At 39.7% G+C, this 20,742-nt stretch carries 13 protein-coding genes; 8 read left to right on the top strand and 5 right to left on the bottom strand.

Annotated elements, in window-relative coordinates:
* Nucleotides 1–55: 55 nt before the first annotated feature.
* The 3 genes from BM141_RS00175 to BM141_RS00165 all read left to right on the top strand — a co-directional run bounded on the left by BM141_RS00175 (nucleotide 56) and on the right by BM141_RS00165 (nucleotide 6,250).
* On the top strand, nucleotides 56–3,253 hold the full coding sequence (locus tag BM141_RS00175) for a SusC/RagA family TonB-linked outer membrane protein (RefSeq protein ID WP_091538511.1): 3,198 nt from the start codon (nucleotides 56–58) through the stop codon (nucleotides 3,251–3,253).
* A 12-nt stretch (nucleotides 3,254–3,265) separates the two neighbouring features.
* Nucleotides 3,266–5,143 carry a RagB/SusD family nutrient uptake outer membrane protein gene (locus tag BM141_RS00170; RefSeq protein ID WP_091538180.1) on the top strand — a complete coding sequence of 626 codons (1,878 nt, stop codon included), beginning with the start codon at nucleotides 3,266–3,268 and terminating at the stop codon, nucleotides 5,141–5,143.
* A gap of 285 nt (nucleotides 5,144–5,428) precedes the next feature.
* Nucleotides 5,429–6,250, top strand: coding sequence for a M48 family metallopeptidase (locus tag BM141_RS00165; RefSeq protein WP_091538508.1), 822 nt, complete (start codon nucleotides 5,429–5,431; stop codon nucleotides 6,248–6,250).
* A gap of 106 nt (nucleotides 6,251–6,356) precedes the next feature.
* On the opposite strand, the gene BM141_RS00160 is transcribed toward BM141_RS00165, so the two are convergent.
* Nucleotides 6,357–8,678, bottom strand: a complete 2,322-nt coding sequence (locus BM141_RS00160) for a foldase protein PrsA (RefSeq protein WP_091538179.1) — start codon at nucleotides 8,676–8,678, stop codon at nucleotides 6,357–6,359.
* Nucleotides 8,679–8,742: 64 nt separating this feature from the next.
* Nucleotides 8,743–9,711: a M28 family peptidase gene (locus BM141_RS00155; protein WP_091538505.1), complete on the bottom strand. Its 969-nt coding sequence runs from the start codon at nucleotides 9,709–9,711 to the stop codon at nucleotides 8,743–8,745.
* 310 nt (nucleotides 9,712–10,021) lie between these two features.
* Here BM141_RS00155 and BM141_RS00150 point away from each other — a divergent pair, with 310 nt between their 5' ends.
* The 4 genes from BM141_RS00150 to meaB all read left to right on the top strand — a co-directional run bounded on the left by BM141_RS00150 (nucleotide 10,022) and on the right by meaB (nucleotide 15,478).
* Nucleotides 10,022–11,176: a Gfo/Idh/MocA family protein gene (locus BM141_RS00150; protein WP_091538177.1), complete on the top strand. Its 1,155-nt coding sequence runs from the start codon at nucleotides 10,022–10,024 to the stop codon at nucleotides 11,174–11,176.
* Nucleotides 11,177–11,298: 122 nt separating this feature from the next.
* Nucleotides 11,299–12,999 (top strand): gamma-glutamyltransferase, encoded by a 1,701-nt coding sequence (ggt, locus tag BM141_RS00145; RefSeq protein ID WP_177217212.1) that lies wholly within the window; start codon nucleotides 11,299–11,301, stop codon nucleotides 12,997–12,999.
* 48 nt (nucleotides 13,000–13,047) lie between these two features.
* Complete coding sequence (locus tag BM141_RS00140) at nucleotides 13,048–14,499, top strand: pyridoxal phosphate-dependent decarboxylase family protein (protein ID WP_091538175.1); 1,452 nt, start codon at nucleotides 13,048–13,050, stop codon at nucleotides 14,497–14,499.
* Entirely contained in the window at nucleotides 14,492–15,478 is a 987-nt protein-coding gene (meaB, locus tag BM141_RS00135) for a methylmalonyl Co-A mutase-associated GTPase MeaB (protein WP_091538173.1), read from the top strand. Before BM141_RS00140 ends, meaB begins: the two co-directional genes overlap by 8 nt.
* A gap of 19 nt (nucleotides 15,479–15,497) precedes the next feature.
* On the opposite strand, the gene BM141_RS00130 is transcribed toward meaB, so the two are convergent.
* Complete coding sequence (locus BM141_RS00130; protein ID WP_091538171.1) at nucleotides 15,498–17,624, bottom strand: tetratricopeptide repeat protein; 2,127 nt, start codon at nucleotides 17,622–17,624, stop codon at nucleotides 15,498–15,500.
* 230 nt (nucleotides 17,625–17,854) lie between these two features.
* Between BM141_RS00130 and BM141_RS00125 the strand changes: the two genes are divergently transcribed.
* Entirely contained in the window at nucleotides 17,855–19,531 is a 1,677-nt protein-coding gene (locus BM141_RS00125; RefSeq protein WP_091538169.1) for a SpoIIE family protein phosphatase, read from the top strand.
* Between the two features lie 11 nt (nucleotides 19,532–19,542).
* On the opposite strand, the gene BM141_RS00120 is transcribed toward BM141_RS00125, so the two are convergent.
* A complete protein-coding gene (locus BM141_RS00120) occupies nucleotides 19,543–20,289 on the bottom strand; it encodes an ABC transporter ATP-binding protein (protein WP_091538167.1) in 747 nt (248 codons plus the stop codon).
* A gap of 206 nt (nucleotides 20,290–20,495) precedes the next feature.
* Nucleotides 20,496–20,597, bottom strand: coding sequence for a YdeI/OmpD-associated family protein (locus tag BM141_RS00115; RefSeq protein ID WP_091538166.1), 102 nt, complete (start codon nucleotides 20,595–20,597; stop codon nucleotides 20,496–20,498).
* Between the last annotated feature and the right edge of the window lie 145 nt (nucleotides 20,598–20,742).

Here is a 20,742-nt window from a genome sequence, read left to right as displayed (position 1 = left end):
ATTAGTGATTTATACCTTACAACTTCACTTTATTTCTATTTTAAATTTAATGAAAATGAAAAACAACAAATCTTCAACGGGCAGTTTTGTCCCCATTCTCCTTTTCTTTCTTCTGTGTAGCTCCTTTGCTTTTGCCCAAAAAAAAGTAAGTGGAAAAGTTACCGATGCCGAAGGCGGTGCCGCCCTACCGGGAGTAACCGTAGTGGTCAAAGGTACTCAGACGGGTACTTCGACAGATGTAGATGGGAATTATGCTATTTCTCTACCAGACGGTGGCTCTGATATATTGATATTCTCTTTTGTAGGGTATCAGACACAAGAAATCACAGTGGGAAATCAAACTACTATTAATGTTTCTTTAGCTACTGCCTCGAGTTTCTTAGATGAGGTAGTAGTAGTAGCTTATGGAGAGCAAAAGAAGGTTACAGTTACAGGTGCGGTAGCGGCAGTGCAAGGGGAAAAAATAATCCAGTCGCCAGCAGTGGACTTATCTAACTCTTTGGCAGGTCGCTTACCCGGCTTAGTTGTTATCCAAACCAGTGGAGAACCTGGACAAGATGGTGCGCGTGTTTCTATCAGAGGGACTAATACGCTTGGGAATAGTAGCCCTTTGATAGTGATTGACGGTATCCCTGACCGCGATGGGGGCTTAGGTCGTCTGAATCCCAGAGATATAGAATCCATCTCTGTACTCAAAGATGCTTCGGCGGCGATTTACGGCGCGCGCGCCGCAAATGGTGCAATTATCGTTACTACCAAAAGAGGGAAAACAGGGAAACCAACAGTGGTATATGACTTTAACCAAGGCTGGTCGCAACCTACCACCATTCCGAAAATGGCAAGTGCCTTTGAGTATGCCAATATTATGAACGAATTACCTATCTATAATACTATTCCTGTCAATGAATGGGGCGCAGCTTGGGCAAGTATTCAACAAACAGGAACATACCAATCTCCCACTCCTGGGATAAGAGCGTTAAGTGCTAACTACAGCCCAGAAGCAGTACGAAAACACGCAGACGGCTCTGACCCTTGGAGATACCCCAATACAGACTGGTTTAGAGATGCCTTTAAGACATGGGCGCCCCAATCAAGACACAATCTACAACTTTCTGGGGGAACGGAAAATGTAAGGTACATGGCTTCGTTAGGTTATGTATTCCAAGATGCGATTTATAAGAACTCAGCGACTAAATATCAACAATATAACTTTAGGTTAAACGTAGATAGCAAAGTCAATGAGTATATCAATGCCAACTTAGGTATCATGGTGCGTAGGGAAGATAGGAGATACCCTACTGAAAGTGCAGGGGCTATTTTCAGAATGCTGATGCGTGGTCGTCCTACTGAACCAGAGGTTTGGCCTAATGGCTTACCAGGTCCTGATATCGAGAATGGTCAAAATCCGTATGTAATTACTACCAATGCCACAGGATACCAACAAAACCCCAGAGATTTTGTACAAGCAAATGGTGGAGTAACGATTACCAACCCTTGGATAAAAGGACTGAAACTCAACCTCTCTGGTTCTGTAGATAAAACAGCGGACAATAATAAGATATGGCAAACTCCCTGGATGCTCTACTCTTGGGATAAGATTACATTTGAGGCAGATGGCGTAACTCCTAAATTGGTAGGCTCTATCCGCTCTACTTTTACCGACCCAAGATTACGTCAGAGCAATGGGAATATATTGAATACCAACATGACAGGTATCTTAACCTATGATACTAAATTAGGCGATAACCACAATTTAAGCGTGCTTGCTGGGGTAACAAAGGAAACTTTTAGGGGAGATTTTTTCTATGCTTATAGAAGGAATTATATTTCTCCTGCCATTGACCAATTGTTTGCAGGAGGTGCACTTTTACAAGACAATAGTGGAAGTGCCTATAACAGAGCGCGTTTGGGGTATTACGGCAGAGTCCAATACAACTACAAAGACAAATATTTGGCAGAATACGTTTGGCGATACGATGGCTCTTACATCTTCCCCCAATCTGGCAGGTTTGGTTTCTTCCCTGGAGTCTTGCTTGGCTGGAATATGACCAGTGAGGAGTGGTTCAAAGTACCCGGAATTGACTATTTGAAGCTTAGGGCTTCTTATGGGCAAATGGGTAATGACCAAGTAGTTTTTAATGGACAACTCCAAGAATATGCTTTCTTATCTACTTATACTTTTGGGCAATACCCCATCAACAATGAGTTAGCAACTACTCTACGAGAAGTAATCTTAGCAAACCCTAACTTTACTTGGGAAAGAGCAAACAACTACAATGTAGGATTAGACGGTACTTTGTTTGGAAACAGAATTGATTTTACTTTTGAATACTTCTACAACAGAAGGTCGCAAATCTTGATTCAACAAACAGGTTCTACGCCTGCTTCTTCTGGTATTAGCTCTTTACTGCCTCCTGTCAATGCAGGGATAGTAGATAACCGAGGTTTTGAGTTCAATGTAGGCTATAATGGAAAAGCACTCGAGGATTTACAATTCAGAGTAGGAGTGAATGGTGGCTTTGCAAGAAATAAAGTCGTGTTCATGGACGAAGTTCCGGGCGCACCTGATTGGCAAAGACAAGAAGGAAAACCCATTGGTGCTTTTTTAGTTTATCAATCTGACGGAGTATTTCGCGACCAAGCGGAAATAGATGCTAACAGAATCGATTATAGTGCCGTAACTTCTCGCTTACTGCCGGGTGACATGAAATTCGTAGATTACAATGGAGATGGCAAAATCAATGCTGATGATATGGTAAGACTAAACAAAAATATTACCCCTACTTTTAACTTTGGTGCAACAGTAGATATTCGCTATAAAGGCTTTGACCTGAATATGCTTTTCCAAGGAGCAACAGGAGCGGCATTAAGGATTCAAACAGAATCAGGGGACATAGGTAACTTCTTGAACTACTTTTACGTCAATCGTTGGTCTATTGACAACCCCAACGGACAGCACCCAAGATTGGCAAGTCGTGGCGATACTTATTTTACAGGTGGTAATTTTGGCAATAATACTTATTATTTGTTTAGTAAAAACTATCTGCGTTTGAAAAATATTGAGTTAGGTTACTCACTGCCCAGAGCAGTAGTGGATAAAGTCCATTTGTCTAATGTAAGATTTTTTGTAAATGGATTGAACGTGTTTACCATTGCAAAGAACAAAATATTTGACCCAGAGGCAGAGGCTTCTGGAGGGGTATCTTATCCTTTATCTCGTATCATCAATACAGGCTTAACCGTAACTTTCTAAATTCTTTTAAATATGAAAAAAATCAAAAAAACACTTGGCATTATATGCCTAACTACTTTGATTACGCTATCTTGTAAAACTGACTTCTTGGAAACACAACCTCAGGACAGGATATCAAGCAGTGCTACTTGGGGTGATGGTGCGCTTTCTGAAGCCTTTGTAAATGGAGCCTATGCTTTTTTAGGATATGGAGGCTTTGAGGAGCAGGCTTTGGCAGCATATACAGATGAAGCAATGTTTACCCATGCAGGTAGAAACATCAATACTTTTACGGAGGGAAACGAAAGCCCCTCAAATATAGCATGGACAAGCGATACATATAGCTGGAACGCTATGTATAGAGCGATTAGGCAGTGTAATATTGCGATTGAAAACTTACCTAAAGCAACTTTCACTAATCAAACACTGAAAGATAGATTATTGGGTGAGGTTCACTTTCTGAGAGCTTATTACTATCAACAATTAGTGCGTTTTTATGGTGGCGTACCTATCATTGAGAAGGCTTACGGCTTAAACGAAGATTATGCAGTCGCGCGCAATACTTATGATGAATGTGTGAAATTCATGATTAGCGACTTAGACAAAGCGGCTCAATTACTAACAGGTAAGCCAGAAACTCCCGGGAGAGCCTCTCGCGTAGCAGCATTGGCTTTAAAAGCACGTATCTTGCTTTATGCAGCAAGCGATATGCACGATGCGGCAAGTCTAAGAGCTAAGGCACCAGGTATAGCTAATTTTGCTAATATGGAACTGTTGGCTTACACAAGTGGTGATAGGAGAGCAAGGTGGCAAGCCGCAAGAGATGCCGCAAAAGCAGTTTTAGATATACATAGCGGATACAAACTCAACTTGAATGCTCCTGTTTCTCCTACCGAAGGTAGAGCCAACTATAATGCTATAGCTATGGGAGGCAAAAGTGCAGTGGCAGACCCCGCAGGTGCCGCAGAGTTAATATTCCAAAGAACACTTTCGGCTTTATTTACTCCAGAAAGTCAGTGGCCCCTCGGTGGTACGCAACATGGTATCAACAACGGTCCGAATGGTTACAACAACTGGGGAGGAAATACGCCTATACAACAGTTAGTAGATGACTATGAAATGATGGACGGGACTAAGTTCAATTGGAATAACCCTGCACACAGCCAAGCCCCATATCTAAACAGAGACCCAAGATTTTATGTTTCTATTATGTATGACGGGGCTCCTTGGAAACCAAGACCGGGTAGCGTAGCTGCTTTAGACCCTATGAATCAAATCCAATCAGGATACTATGATAACGGTCAAGGTGGTATTATTAACGGGGTGGATACCCGTGAATCTCCCATAGAAAACTGGAACGGAAGTAGAACGAGCTACTATGTAAGAAAATTTATAGACCCTAATCCTGCCCTTCCTGATAACCAATCTAATGCCCAAGTTATTCCTTGGCCTTTTATTCGTACTACTGAGATGGTTCTCAACTATGTAGAAGCTTTGATAGAATTAGGAGAAGAAGGCGAAGCAAGAAATTGGCTTAACAAAATCAGGTTCAGAGCAGGTATGCCCGCAGTAACAGATGCTGGAGAGGCTTTGAAGCAAAGATACCGCAATGAAAGGCGTATAGAACTGGCTTATGAGGAACATCGCTATCATGATGTACGTAGGTGGCTTATCCCAGCGGAAACCGTAGGCAGAGGAATAAAAGTAATGAACGTGAGGGCAAGGCTTAAACCTGGTGCTACACCACATGTACCCTATAGACACGATAGGAATGTGTATGATTATACCTATACAGTAGTGGACAACACGGAAATAGAAAGAAGAAGGTGGGTGGACAAAATGTATTTCAGACCACTCAGTCGCGATGAGATTAATCGTAATGCTAAATTGATACAGAATCCAGGATATTAAGCAATCTTAGTCATTTAGAGGTTTAAAAGCAAAAAGTACCTTACTCTTTGGGGGGTGCTTTTTGCTTTTTATTTAATAGTATCACTCGGAATTTTTAAATCCCTATCTTTGTCTTATCAGGTAAAGATTACCTCATTGGAAAACTGAACTTAGGTACAATAAAATTATTTTTAGCAAATCTAACTCACCACCAAAAATTTTATTTGTCTTTATATAAATCTTTACCTAAAAATTACTATTTTTATTTGTTTTCATTATTCATTACCAATGCTACCCAAAAAAACTATGAAACAATTTTTGAAAAAATTTATATTTCTTGCTTTAATAGCGTTCACTTTTAGCTATTGTAATACTGTCCCTGTAACAGGGCGTAGGCAGCTCAAATTTATGCCAGATTCAGAGCTTCTTGCGATGAGTTTTAGCCAGTACAACCAATTCCTTTCTCAAAACCGACTTTCCACCAATCAGGCACAAGTAAACATGGTGCGGGGCGTAGGCACACGCATTCAAAGAGCAGTGGAAGCCTACATGGCAGAAAAAGGAATGTCAGACAGAATCCAAGACTTCCGATGGGAGTTCAATGTGGTGGAAGACAGACAGGTCAATGCCTTTTGCATGCCCGGTGGAAAAGTAGTAGTCTATACGGGCATCATGTCTATTTGTAGAGATGAAAATGGTTTAGCTATCGTAATGGGGCATGAAATAGCCCATGCCATAGCTGAGCATGGAAACGAAAGAATGAGCCAAACGCTACTTGCTAATGGCTTGCTTACTGTTGGTGGAGCGATTGTACAAAGCAAGAATCCTTCTTTAGTCAATCAGATTTTGCTCCAATCCGCAGGGGTAGTTACTAACTTAGGTTTGCTTAGTTTCTCTCGTCAGCATGAGTCCGAAGCAGATAAGATTGGATTGATTTTCTCCTCTATGGCAGGATATGATCCCAGAGAAGCCCCTGCCTTTTGGCAACGTATGGCTGGTGCCAGCAATGGACAGCAACCCCCAGAGTTTCTTTCTACTCACCCTTCACACGATAGAAGGATTAGAGATTTGGAAGCAATGATGCCAGAAGCCATGTCTTACTATGAAAAATCTCCTATGAGGAACTAATTTATTTACATTTAATCCCTAAATATTGATGAAGTCTTTAGGGATTAAAGTATAGATTATGAATAAGTTATAGATATTTTTCCTTTGTCTAATACATTTGCGGGAACTATTGCCTTTTGAGAAGTTTCTTTACCTCTCCCTCATCTATACTTACTTTGTATTTAGCTCTCAACTCAGCGATAAGTTCTTTTTCTAAAAACTGCTGATAATCAGAAATTACCGCTCCTCTTGTTTCGCTAAGTTCTTTGTTACGAGGTGCTTGTATTTCTTTGATAATGATAAGGTAGTATTTGTTATCCTCAGAAGCCGTATGCTCACCTACTTCCCACTTGACCAAATCTAATGCTTTATTATCTCCTTTTTGGAAAACTCCCTCGTTGTATTGGAGCGTAAGAGGGTTGTACTGGTTAAATTTATACAAGAGCATTGTTTTAGCACTGGAATACATGATGTACTGCAAACCACCATTTTTATTTTGACTTAGTCCTAAATTCTTTTGTGCTATCTTATTCGCTGGAATACCTACACTTGTAAAATAAGATTTGATGAGGTCTATACGCTCTTGGACTATGCCGTTGGATTCGCCTTGTGTGTAATACCCTCTAATTTCTAATACAGCCGCCGTATCTTTTTTCATAAAATCTATGATTTTGGTGAGTGCACCCCACTGAGGAGAGGTCAGCGTTATCCCTTTTTTGGGAAAAATAGTTTCATCAAATTTCTGTCTGACATCTTCTATGTAGTCTTTTTTCAACTCTATTTTCAAGGAGTCTATCACTGATTTTCTTTCTGACGTATAGATTGCAGCCCTGACTCTGGTATCCCATTTGTATTTTTCGCGATTTTCTTGGAAATACTTTTCTAAGCCTTGATTGTCAGAAATGCCTTTTCCCCAAACGCGGTCTTCCATAATTTTAAAAAGTAACATTCCTTCTTTGTACTCATTGACCAAATAGCGAAACTCCGGATATTTGATTTCTAAGTTTTCCTCTTCCTCCGTCAATAAACTTGTTTCAACAAACTGATTATAGAGTAGTTCCATGTATTGCATTGGAGATAGTGAGGGCTTGTTTTGCTGTTCTTTTTCTACAAAAGCAAAAAAATCTTTGATGCGATAAGGTTTTCTATTGATGGTGAAAAGTACTTTGGAGAGATTTTCGTCAGAGCGTTGGAAGTTCCAAATTGCATTTATCAAAGAATTATCTGCTTTACTAAATGCGTAGGCTTTATTTTTCTCATTCTCCTCAAATCTATTTTCTTTTCTTAATTTTTTTACCAAAAAGGTACGATTTAGTTCTGAGCGTGAATCTTTGGAAACTCGCTGTTTTAAGATATTTTCTATTTCAGAAAAAGGGGCAAGCCCTTTCCTTTCAATAAGTTTGATGATGTGCCAACCATAAGGGCTTCTTACGGGCTTAGAAATCTGTCCTACTTCTCTGAGTCCAAAAGAGGCTTCTTCCAGAGGTTTGACTAACATGCCTGAGGAGAACCATTGGTCTAAGATACCATTGTTAGGCTTACTTCGTGTATCTTCGGAGTATTGAAGGCACAGTTTTTCCCAAGATTCCCCTTGCTGCAAGCGTTTATCTATTTCCATAATTTTATTTGCTGCTTGTACCGAATCTGTATCGGTTCGGATAAAAATATGGGCAATCTTCACCTCTCCATTAGAGGGGCGACGTTCGTGTACTTTAATTACATGATAGCCAAAACGAGTACGAAAAATAGGTGAAATCTGATTTACAGGGGTTTTATAAGCCATATCTTCAAACTGATACACCATTTGCAAGGCAGTAAAATAGCCTAAATCGCCTTTATTTTGCTTTGCAGAGGGGTCTTCTGAGAGTTCCATTGCCAATTTTTCAAAATTTTCCCCTGCAAGTAACCTTTGGCGGATAGCTTGTATTTTGTTGAAAGCCTCCAATGTATCGGAAGGGACTGCTTCAGGTTCTACTTTAATCAAGATGTGAGAGGCATGTACTTCTTCTTTTAGTCTTTCATAAGCCTCTTTGACCAAGTCATCGGTTACTTTGTTTTCCGTGAGGTATGGTTTGGCTAACTGTTTTTTGTATTCTGTAAATTCATTGATGAACTCCTTAGTAGTATCCATACCCAAGTTTTTAGCCTCTTCTACTTTGAGTTTGAAGTTAGTGAAAAGGTCTAAGTATTCTTTGATGCTTTCCGCAGAATAGATGTTGGCATCTTTGGGGTTATTTTTTTCATATACATATTTGAACTCTCCTACAGAAACTACACTTTTGCCTACTGTAATCAAAGGGGTTTCCTTGACTTCAACGGGGGCATCAGTAGTAAAATTGGTAGCTTGGGTAGTAGGCTTGGCAGTTTGGCAAGCCCATGTAAAAATAAAACTTATGAAAAATAAATATGCTAATTGCTTGGTTAGAAAGCGATTATAACTATCTATCATTTTATTTTCAATTTAGTGAATCAAATGTTCTATGCTTATACTATACTACTATGTAATCTTAAAACTATTTTCCTACCTTATCGTTTTTAACTGCTTTCAAATATTTATCAAAAAGTATAACGTAATCCAATATCAATTCGGTTGCTTTGATAAAAAATACCTGGTTGATAGTATCAAATCGGTCAGTAGGTCGGTGATAGTCGGGGTGGTCTTCTACTCCAAAATAGATAAAAGGAATACTAGCCTTATGAAAAGGTCCATGGTCAGAGGCAAAAGTCCAATCCTGCGCACCTCCACTGATAGATTCAGGCACATCATGTCCATATTTTAAAGTAACCTCGTGTTTGACCGTGTTTTTACTCATGTAGTTTTTTAAGAAAGGGTAGTGATAAGTCCCGCAAGCATAAATTTCGTTTTTTTCGTTACGGCTTATCATATCAATATTAATGTTCATCACTATCTTTTCTTTGGGAACAGGCGGGTTATCTACAAAATGATATGCCCCTTTCAGTCCCATCTCTTCTGCATCTACCGCCACAAAAATAATAGAGTGGTCGGGCTTATTTTTCTGGAAATACTCAGCAATGGCAAATAAGCCAGCTACCCCAGAGGCATTATCATCTGCTCCATTGTAAATTTCGTTATTGCGAATCCCCAAGTGGTCATAGTGAGCCGTAAGCACGATGTACATATCCTTGTTCAGTTTTCCCTCAATATAGCCAATGAGGTTGGTGCCATTGATTTTAGTATTAGGCGTAGAATTGATAGAAAAAGCAGGAGTAAAAGCAAAATTTTGCTCAAAATAACCGTCAAAAGGCATGAGTTTGTACTCCAAGAATCGCTTAATAATATATTCTTGTGCTTTTTTACTACCTGAACTGCCTACTTTTCTTCCTTGAAACTCATCAGAGGAGAGTACTTTGATGTCTGTCAAAAGTTGAAGTGCATTGAACTTTCCTTGTGCAGATAATGGATTCGCTAATAAAAGTGTAAATGCAATAAATAAGAAAAAACAATGTAAAGCCTGCTTCATAGGATTAAATTTTTTTAAATTTTTCAATTAAAACAATCAAGAAAACCAAATGCAAAGAAATTAGCCTTCTTATCAAAAAAGTGAAAATTTATGTAAGATGTATATTTAGGCTCTTAGGTAAAAAGTTCGCGAGTTAGTTTTTCTCTATGCAAATTTTACGGCAAAGTTAAGCATTTTACTTTTTTTTATTCCTCAAAAAAAATTACAATCCTTAGTATTTTTCTAAGAAAACTCTAATTTTGGATTATTAATTAATACAACCTATTACTCATCACTAACAATTTATCACAACCTTAAACAGTAAAAGATTATGAATAGGAAAATGAGAATGGGCATGGTCGGTGGTGGACAAGGGGCATTCATAGGTGCAATTCACCGCATTGCTGCCGCAATCGATGGAGAAATAGAATTGGTGTGTGGGGCATTCAGCAGCGACCCTGCTCGGTCAAAAGCCTCTGGGGAGGAACTTATGCTACCTGCTAATCGCGTATATGGCTCTTTCGAGGAGATGATTCTCAAAGAAAAAGAACTTCCTGAAGGGGAGCGAATGGATTTTATTTCTATTGTTACGCCTAATCACGTACACTTTCCGCCTGCCAAGATGGCATTAGAAAATGGATTTCATGTAGTTTGCGACAAGCCTCTGGCTTTTAATATGCAGGAAGCCCTTGAACTCAGAGATTTGGTCAATAAAACAGGGCTTTTATTTGCACTTACCCATAACTATACAGGCTACCCAATGGTCAAGCAAGCAAGAGCTATGGTCAGAAATGGAGAGTTGGGCAAAATTCGCAAAGTAATCGTAGAATACCCACAAGGCTGGCTGGCTACTCCCGTGGACAACAAACAAGCGGCTTGGCGTACTGACCCTAATCGCTCTGGAGCAGCAGGTTGCATGGGTGATATAGGTACACACGCCGAGAATTTGGCAGAGTATATCACAGGCTTAAAAATCGTAGAGTTGTGTGCAGACTTGACTATTTTTGTGGAGGGCAGGCAACTTGATGATGACGGCAACGTACTTTTGCATTTTGATAATGGGGCAAAGGGAATCTTGCATGCCAGCCAGATATGCGTAGGTGATGAAAACAACCTCAATATCCGCATCTACGGCGAAAAAGGAGGCTTAGAATGGCGACAAGAGGAGCCTAACACACTAATAGTAAAACACTTAGGTAAGCCAAAAGAAGTATATAGAGCTGGCGTAGGAAATTTGTATGATGCTACAAAGGCTCATATCAGAGTACCTCCTCCTGGACACCCAGAGGGGTACTTAGAGGCTTTTGCTAGCATATACCGCAATTTTGCCAGAACTCTGAGAAGCAGATTGAAGGGGGAAACACCTAACCCACTCTATATGGATTTCCCTACAGTAGAAGACGGTGTTAGAGGAATGGCGTTCATAGAAACAGTAGTAGAGGCAAACAAAAGCCCTCAAAAATGGTATCCTTTTAAAAAATATTAATCTGTTAGATAAAGCAAAGAGGAATTCTATCTACTCTTTGCTTATTTAACTTTGTACTCAGCTTTGCTAAAAAACTTTGGTTCTATTTTTATTTTCTTTTCACGCTCTAATCTTGCTTGACTATGATAAAAAAATACATCTATTTTCTTGCCACACTTGTACTTATTTTTTCTTGCCAACCACTTCCTAAAAAGTCGGAAAATCGAGGTACTTTGGCAAAGAACGGCATGGTGTCCTCCGCCCATCCTCTTGCCTCACAGGTAGGTGTAGAAATTTTGAAAAGGGGAGGGAATGCGGCTGATGCTACGGTAGCCACTTTTTTTGCTTTGGCAGTCGTCTATCCTGTGGCGGGAAATATTGCAGGAAGTGCTTTTGTAGTTTATCGCTTGAAAAATGGAGAAATAGGAAGCATAGACGGCAGAGAGAAAGCCCCTTCCAAAGCCCATAGAGATATGTTTTTGGACAAAGATGGCAATGTTATCAAAGACTTGAGTTTGATAGGACACTTAGCCGTAGGGGTGCCGGGTTCAGTAGATGCCATGTACCAAATGCACCAAAAATTAGGCAAAATGGCTTGGAAAGACCTTATCCAACCTGCGATTGATTTGGCAAACAATGGTTTTTTATTGACTAAGCGAGAAGCTGAATACCTCAATCGCTCCAAAGAACAGTTCCTCAAAACCAACCGCTACAAAATTCACGTAGTCAGAGATGACCGACCTTGGCAAGAAGGTGATAAGATTTATTACAAAGACTTGGCAAAAACTTTAGAACGCATCAGAGATAAGGGCAGAGATGGCTTTTACAAAGGAGAAACAGCCGAACTTTTTGCCAAAGAAATGGAAAAAGGTGGGGGAATCATCACCAAACAAGATTTAGAAAACTACAAAGCCGTTTGGCGTACTCCTGTAACTACACAGTACAAAAACTGCAAGATTATTTCTATGCCACCGCCTTCAAGTGGGGGAATTGCGCTACTCCAATTGATGCAAGGGGCTGAGAACTACCCAATTAAAAAATGGGGACTGCTCAATTCGCAAACTATTCACATCATGACCGAATTGGAACGTAGGGTATATGCTGACCGTGCTACGCACTTAGGCGACCCTGATTTTTACAAAGTTCCCCAAGAAATGCTTCTGAACCCTGAGTACAATAAAAAACGAAACGCCAGCATCAAACCTACACAAAAAACTCCTTCGGCAGAAATCAAAGAAGGCAACGTAAGCTCGATTGAGAGCGTGGAAACCACGCACTTTTCCGTAACTGACAAGGAAGGCAATGCTTTTTCTATTACGACTACGCTCAATAGTTACTTCGGCTCAAAAGTCATGGTGGAGGGTGGAGGTTTTTTCCTCAACAATGAAATGGACGATTTTAGCGTAAAAGCAGGAGTTCCTAATCAGTTTGGGGCTATAGGAGGCGAAGCCAATGCCATCGCTCCTAACAAAAGAATGTTAAGTTCTATGACCCCAAGCATAGTAGAAAAGAATGGAAAACTGCTCATGGTGGTTGGCTCCCCGGGAGGAACGACCATCATCACTACAGTTTTCCAAGTGATTTTGAATGTCTTAGAGCATGGAATGACCATGCAAGAGGCAGTCAATGCTAAGCGTTTTCATCACCAGTGGCAACCCGACGTGATTCTCATGGAAAAAGAGGCTATTCCTGACAGTACAAAAAGTCGCTTACAAAGCATGGGACACATAATCCAAGATATTGGGGGCTTAGGCAAAGTCGATGCTATCTTGCGACTGCCCAATGGAATGTACGAAGGAGCGTCAGACTTGAACCGCTCCGACGGTGCGGCAATAGGGTATTAAGAAATTTATTTTTCAAAGATTTTACAATTCATAACTATCCAAACTATCATGTCCTTAGACTTTGCGCCAGAGCAGTTCCAACAACTTCTCCAGCAAGCCTCAGATATTCTCTTAACTTGGTATGCCCATATTGGCAAAGGCAAGACCTACCCTAATGCCTCGCCAGAGGAAATCCAAGCTGTTTTTGATGAAGCTCTGCCCATGACTTCTCAAAACCCAGCCGATTTGCTCCAAACCATTGCCCATAAGGTTTTTCAATATTCAAACAAAAATATTTACCCGCATTACTACGGTTATATCACAGGAGGCGGAAATCAAGCGGCTATTTTAGCAGAAATGCTACGCAATGGACTGAATCAGAACAATTTGAAGTGGCATAGCGCACCTGCCAATACAGAAATAGAAAAAATCGTCTTGCGGTGGATAGCAGAAATGGTGGGATACTCTTCTGATGCAGGAGGAGTACTGACAAGCGGAGGGGCTTTTGCAAATTTCTTAGCCTTAGCAGTTGCTCGCAAAATCAAATCCCCCATAAATATAGCAGAAGAAGGATTGTATGCTTGCCCGCCAATGACTATTTACGTTTCAGAAGAAGGACATTCCAGCGTGGACAAGGCAGTAGATATGCTTGGGCTGGGGAAAAAATACCTTAGAAAAATTCCTGTAAATCAAGATTTTGAAATAGATACAAATGCTTTGGAAAAGCAGATTGTGGCGGACAAGCAAGCTGGGCTATTGCCTATTTGTGTAGTAGGCATCGTGGGTACGACCAATACAGGAGCTTCCGATGACTTAGAGGCTTTAGCAAATTTGTGTGAAAAATACGATTTGTGGTTTCACATAGATGCCGCTTATGGTGGCTTTGTAGCGGCTTTGGAAAGCTACAAATACCAATTTAAAGGAATGGAAAAAGCGGATTCTATGATAATTAACCCGCACAAATGGCTGTACGTTCCTTTTGAATCAGCTTGTGTGTATGTAAAAAATAGGAATCATCTCAAACAGACTTATAGCCTCATTCCCAGCTACTTACAGCTTGATATAGGCAATGATAGCCGCACCGACCTCATGGAATACAACCTCCAACTCACCAAAGACTTCAAGGCTTTGAAAATTTGGATGACATTAAAAACTTATGGAGTAAAGCAATTGACCGAAGCTATAGAGCAGGATATTTTGAAAGCCAAATACTTAGCCAGCAAGATAGAAGAAAGCGCTGATTTTGAACTGCTTGCTCCTGTGCCTATGTCTATCGTTTGTTTTAGGTATGTGGGGAATAAGGAGAAGAAAAAAGAGGATATAGTTTTTTACAATCACCTCAATCAGCAAATTTTAAGAGAAATAGAAAAAGATGGGAGAGTATTTTTGGCTGGTACACAAATCAAAGGAAAAACAGCTTTGAGGGTGTGTTGTATCAATCATCGCCGTACTTACGAAGACATTGATTACCTATTTGAGGTACTGAGAGAAATTGGGCAAAAAGTAGCAATCCATGCGTAAACGCCTTTCCATAGAAGAATACATTGAAGGTATCAAATCTCAGAACCGCTTTGTGCTAAGTAGAGCCATTACTTTGGTAGAGAGCGAATTAGCTTCTGACAATGCCCTTGCTTCTGAACTGATTGAAGCCCTTTTACCTCTGACGGGTAATTCTATTCGCATAGGCATTACAGGGGTGCCAGGCGTAGGGAAAAGCACTTTTATTGAGGCTTTTGGTAATTTGGTAACAAGTTTAGGCAAAAAATTGGCGGTTTTAGCCATAGACCCGAGCAGTCAGCGAACAGGAGGGAGCATCATGGGAGATAAAACACGCATGGAAACTTTGGGACGAAATCCTTTGGCTTTTATCAGACCCTCTCCTGCGGGAAGTTCTTTGGGGGGAGTAAGCCGAAAAACGCGAGAAAGTATGTTGCTTTGCGAAGCGGCAGGATTTGAGGTGATTTTGATAGAAACCGTAGGCGTAGGGCAGTCAGAAACCGCAGTAAGCAATATGGTAGATTTTTTCCTGCTTTTGATGTTGGCAGGGGCAGGAGATGAGCTACAAGGAATTAAAAAGGGAATCATGGAAATGGCTGATGCTGTGGTCATTACTAAGGCTGATGGCGATAATGCACCCAAAGCACACTTAGCCAAAGCTGAGTATCAGTCTGCCTTGCATCTGTTCCCTCCTTCGGAAACAGGTTGGCAAGCCCAAGTTTTGACTTGCTCTGCTTTGGAAAACAAGGGTTTGCAAGAAATTTGGGAGTTAATTATGCAATATCAATGCCTTTTACAAAGCAATCATTCTTTCCAACAAAAAAGACAAGCCCAAAATATCGCTTGGATGCACGAAGTCATCAAACAGAGCTTAGAAAATCAATTTTATAATCATTTTCTTATCAAGAAATTAATAAAAGAAAAGGAAGATAGCATAAAAGAAGGCAAACAGCACTCTGTAAAAGCGGCGATAGAGTTGTTGGAATTATATGCAAATAGATGAAAATTAAAATCGTTCAGAGTCAAATAGATACTCCTATCACCAATACATCATCTATCTGTAGCTCCCTTCCTTTCCATTCCTCGAAGGTGCTTTCAAGGATTCTGTGTTGCTCTTGGGAATCTAAATGATGAATCTGCAAAAGTAGCTCTTTGAAACGGCGTGCAGAAAACTTTTTTCCCTCCTCGCTCCCAAACTGGTCTTTGTATCCGTCTGTGGAGAGATAAAAAGTAGTAGGTACATCTAATTTGATGATGCTTTTATTGAAAACACGTTCCTTTTCTTGCTGATACCCCCCAATAGAAAATCTATCTGCTTTAATTTCTTTTAATTCTTGGTTTTGAATGAGATACATGGCATTTCTCGCCCCAGCAAACTCCATTACCTTAGCCTGCAAATCTATGGTACAAATAGAAATATCCATGCCGTCGCGATTTTCTCCTTCTTGTTGCTTGAGCATAAGCCTGATGCCTTTATGGAGTTCGTTGAGAATCCTATCTGGCGAGCTAATTCTTTGGATATTCACGATTTGATTGAGCATGGCATCACCTATCATGCTCATAAATGCGCCTGGCACTCCGTGACCTGTGCAGTCCACAGCTGCCAAGATAATTTTTTCACTTAATTGGCGTGTGCCGTCATGGTGAAGTGCCTCCGCCTCTTGGAGAGTGGCAAAGTAGTAAAAATCGCCGCTGACAATATCTCTGGGCTTATAGAGGACAAAAGAGGAAGGCAAGAACTGCTTTACCTTGTTCATCTCGGGTAGTATAGCGGTCTGGATACGCTTGGCGTAAGAGATAGAAGCGGTAATGTCGTTGCGTTGCTTTTCTATTTCTGCATTTCTTTCTTGTAATTCTTTTTGTTGGGTTTGAAGCACTACATTTTGATTTTCCAGCAAATCCCTTTGGGTAAGAATTTCCTCTTTTTGTTGTTCTAACTCTGCATTTTTAAGATTAATTTCATTGTTTTTATGAGTAAGTAACTGGTTGGCTTTTTGCTTATTGCGATTATTCCGATAGAGGGCAAAAGTCAAAGCACTGATGAATAGAAATGTGCCTAAAAAAGAATAATTCACCAGTCTTGATATTCTATTTTCTTCTTCTTTGATGAGCTTGTCTTTTTTGAGCATCTCTATTTCTGCTTGTTTCTTTTCTGATTCGTAAAGGGTTTGCATTTGCTCTATGCGTTTAGCATTGTTTTCATTGAAAACTATGTCTTTGAGAGAATCGTATTGGACTTGGTGTAGGTAGGCTTTTTCAAAATTTTTCTGAGCGGCATAAGTTTTCGCTAAGCCTAAATGTGCGTATTTGAGCCAGTTGCTATCGCCAATGTCTGTGCTAATTTGGATAGCCCTTTGAAAGTTTTTAGATGCTTCTGTATAGTTTTTCATAGCAATATATACATTGCCACTTTCTACAAGGTATTCTGCCAAGCTAATTTTGTCATTAATACTTTCAAAAATCTGCATAGTTTGCCGCATATTTTCCAAGGCTTTGGTGTATTTGCCTTGTGCGGCATAGCACTTCCCAATGATTCCCAAAGAAAACGCAATACAGTCTTCCATATTGGCTATTTTCTTGCTGATTTCCATAGATTTTTCTTGGTATTCTATAGCTTTGGCATAATCTCCTTTTTCCTGATATATCTCCCCAATATTGAGTAAATACACCGCAACGGCATAAGGTTTATTCTGCTTTTGCATGATGGCTAAGGCTTTTTCATAGTATTCTAAGGAGCGTTCAAAGTTTTTCTGCCGATAATAAATCACCCCAATATTGTTCAGACTTTTAGCGATGCCTCCTATGTCATTGATTTGCTCATGAATACGCAATGCTTGAAATTTGTACTCTAAGGCTTTGGCATAGTCCCCGAGTCTTTCGTAGTAAGTTCCCATAATGTCTATACCGCTTGCGTAACCGTGCTGATAGTTAATCTGTGTCGCTAAGGCGATAGCTTGGGTAGCATATTCTCTGGATTGTTCAGGATTAATATTGGCAATGGCGTAGCTGAGATTATTTAGCACATTGACTTTATTGGTATCCTGAACGTTAGGTAGGATTTGGATAAGGCTATCAACAATGTTTTGTGTTTGCTGGGCAAGGCTAAACGACGAGTAGGACAAAAATAAAGCAAGTAGCAATAAACGCATAGTAGTTCATTGGATAAAGTATAGATTTGACAAAATTAGGATTTATGTTTTAAAAATAAATAGAAGGCTCATAAATTTTGTATCAGCCAAAAGAGAATAGTAGATTTGTATTGTTTTTTTAAAGTTTTTCCTATATTTCATCTCGGATTTACCCTATTTGCTTACTTTTTGCTATTTTAAAAGGAATATATCTAAAAAAACACCAACTTGCTTTTTCTTTTATTTATTGCATGACTTTCAAAATCAATAAGTCTATACGCAAACTGACAATTGTATATTTGGGTAGTATAGGTTTGATTGCGGTCTTGGTTATTTTTGACCAAGTAGCACGCAATTATACTTTTTATACTCAGTCTGTTGCTATTACTATCCATTTACTTATTTTATTTCTCCTTGCCTTTCAAGTATTTATTATTTTTAATAAAGCTACTAAGAAATTAGAGGGTTTCCTGAATAAAATTACTCAGACTAACGAGGAACTCAAAAAAAGTTTAACAGGGCAACAGGATTTAGAAAAAGAATTGCGGCGCAAGGCAGAGGAACTCTCCTCTATGAATGAGGTTCTTCAGGTAGGTGAAGAAAGATTTAGGAAATTGATAGAGTACAATACGGCGGGTATTTTTATACACGATGGGCAAAGTATTGTCTATGCTAATCCTGAATGTACCAAAATTTTGGGTTATGATATGTTCAAACTTTTTACTACACCACTCATTAACATCGTACACCCAGATTTCAGACCACAAGTGGAAAAGAAATTAGCCCAAATGCGGAAAATGAAAATGAAAAAAACCATTACGTTTAGGGCTGATATCCAAGTAATAGACGGCTATGGGAATAGTCGTTGGATAGACCTTACTACTTCCAATGCCTACGAAAAGTCCTCTTTTATTGCTACGATTAATGATATTACGGAACGGAAATTGGCAAATGACCAACTTCAAGAAGCCAACAAACTGATAGAGAGAAGAAACGAACAGTTAAACCTCGTTTTAACTCAATTTAAGAAGCAGCAGGAGGAACTCATTAAGCAAAGTGAGGACTTGCGATTGGCTAATGAAGCTATTTCCAAATCCCAAGAAGAATTGGAGCGAAAGAACAAAATTATTGAACGAAAAAATGAGGATATTTTGGCAAGTATTAATTATGCCAAGCGTATTCAACAAGCCATTTTACCTACGACAGAGGAAATAGACCGAGTGCTAAGTGATTACTTCATTATGTATAAGCCTTTGGATATAGTGAGCGGGGATTTTTACTGGGTAACACGTAAGCACTACAAAGCTATTGTAGCGGTGGTGGATTGTACGGGGCATGGCATACCTGGTGCCTTTATGAGCCTCATAGGGAATGATTTGCTCAATGAAATCGTTAATACTCGTAATATTACTTCGCCTGAACTTATTTTGGAGGAGCTTCGCAAAGATGTACAGCGAGTACTCAGGCAAGGAACTACCTTAGTGCAAGATGGAATGGATATCGCCATTTGTACCATAGACCAATTCCCAGAAGAATATAAAGAGATACTGGGCAAGCCAAAGTTAGAATTTGCAGGGGCGGGAAACCCCATAGTACTAATTCAAAACAACGAAATAAAATACATCAGAGGGGACAATATCCCCATAGGGGGCTATCACCCGCGACATACTGAAAAGCGATTTGTCAAGCACACACTCTTTATAGATGAACCCACCACATTTTATCTTTTTACCGATGGCTACCAAGACCAATTTGGAGTAGGAGAAAATGGAAAATTTGGCACTCGAAAACTCAGAGAGTTGCTTCTAAGTATCCACCAAAAGCCTATGGAAGTACAAAAGGCAATTTTAGAGAAAACCATGCAAGATTGGTTAGAAGAGCCTCATAGACAGATAGATGACATATTAGTAGTAGGGGTAAAAGTATAAAGATTTCTCTTTCAGTAAGAAGCCTTCCTCAGTTCCAATTTTGCTTTTTCTTCTTTCGGATTAGTAATATTGTTGTTTCTAAGGTCAGATTCTATCAGTCCGTCCCTCAATCTCACTATGCGGTGGGCGTAGTGGGCAATGTCGTCTTCGTGAGTTACCATAATGATAGTATTGCCTTTGCGGTGCAGTTGGTCAAAGAGTTCCATGATTTCATAGGAAGTCTTTGTATCTAAGTTCCCTGTGGGTTCGTCAGCCAAAATAATACTTGGGTCGTTCACCAAGGCTCTTGCTATGGCTACCCTCTGCCTTTGTCCCCCTGAGAGTTCATTTGGCTTGTGCTTTGCTCTATCACCTAACCCTACATTGATAAGTGCTTGCATGGCTTTCTCTTCCCTCTCACTTTTGCTAATACCCGCATAAATCAAGGGGAGAGCGACATTCTCCAATGAGGTAGAACGTGGTAATAGATTAAAAGTTTGAAATACGAAGCCAATCTCTTTATTCCTTATTTCGGCTAATTCATTCTCGCTCATATTGCTTACGTCCTTGCCGTTGAGTATGTAAGTACCACCTGTAGGCGTATCCAAACAGCCGACAATGTTCATCAATGTAGATTTGCCAGAGCCAGAAGGGCCCATAAAAGCAACATATTCACCTTTGTTGATGCTGATAGTGATAGATTTGAGGGCATCTATGATTTCGCTACCCATGATGTAGCGTTTGGAAATATTTTCAGTAGAAATAATTTGTTTTGACATACAAGAAGTTTAAGTTTTAATTTTGATAGACTTTTTGCATAGATTGGCTATCGTTACAATTGTTGCTATACTTAGCTCAACACCCAAAAGTTTTGAGAATTTTCAAGGTGTTATTTTTAATATCATACAAGCACAAATGTAAATAAAAAGTATGAAATTTCAAAATAGCACTTCAAACCGTGATTGTTCGCAGACCAAGTGATGCCTTACCGCTTGCCATAATTTGCTTTGATATTTTTTTCTGCGAGTGCTACCGTTTCTTCTATTCGCTTTTGACGAGTTTCTGGCTTTTTTGCATTGTAAGTCAAAGCAGGTACTTCGTAGCATTTATGTTAGTGAAAGAATATCAATACAGGTGCAATTGGGAAGTCATTTATTTTTTAAGTAAACTTTGCTACCTTTGGCAAATACAAGTATTTTTTATAAAAGCATCTGTGCTAAATCTGTCAAAAT

The sequence above is a fragment of the Thermoflexibacter ruber genome, from assembly GCF_900113045.1.
GTDB classification, from domain to species: Bacteria; Bacteroidota; Bacteroidia; order Cytophagales; family Thermoflexibacteraceae; genus Thermoflexibacter; species Thermoflexibacter ruber.
This window is presented reverse-complemented; position numbering and strand designations above follow the sequence as displayed.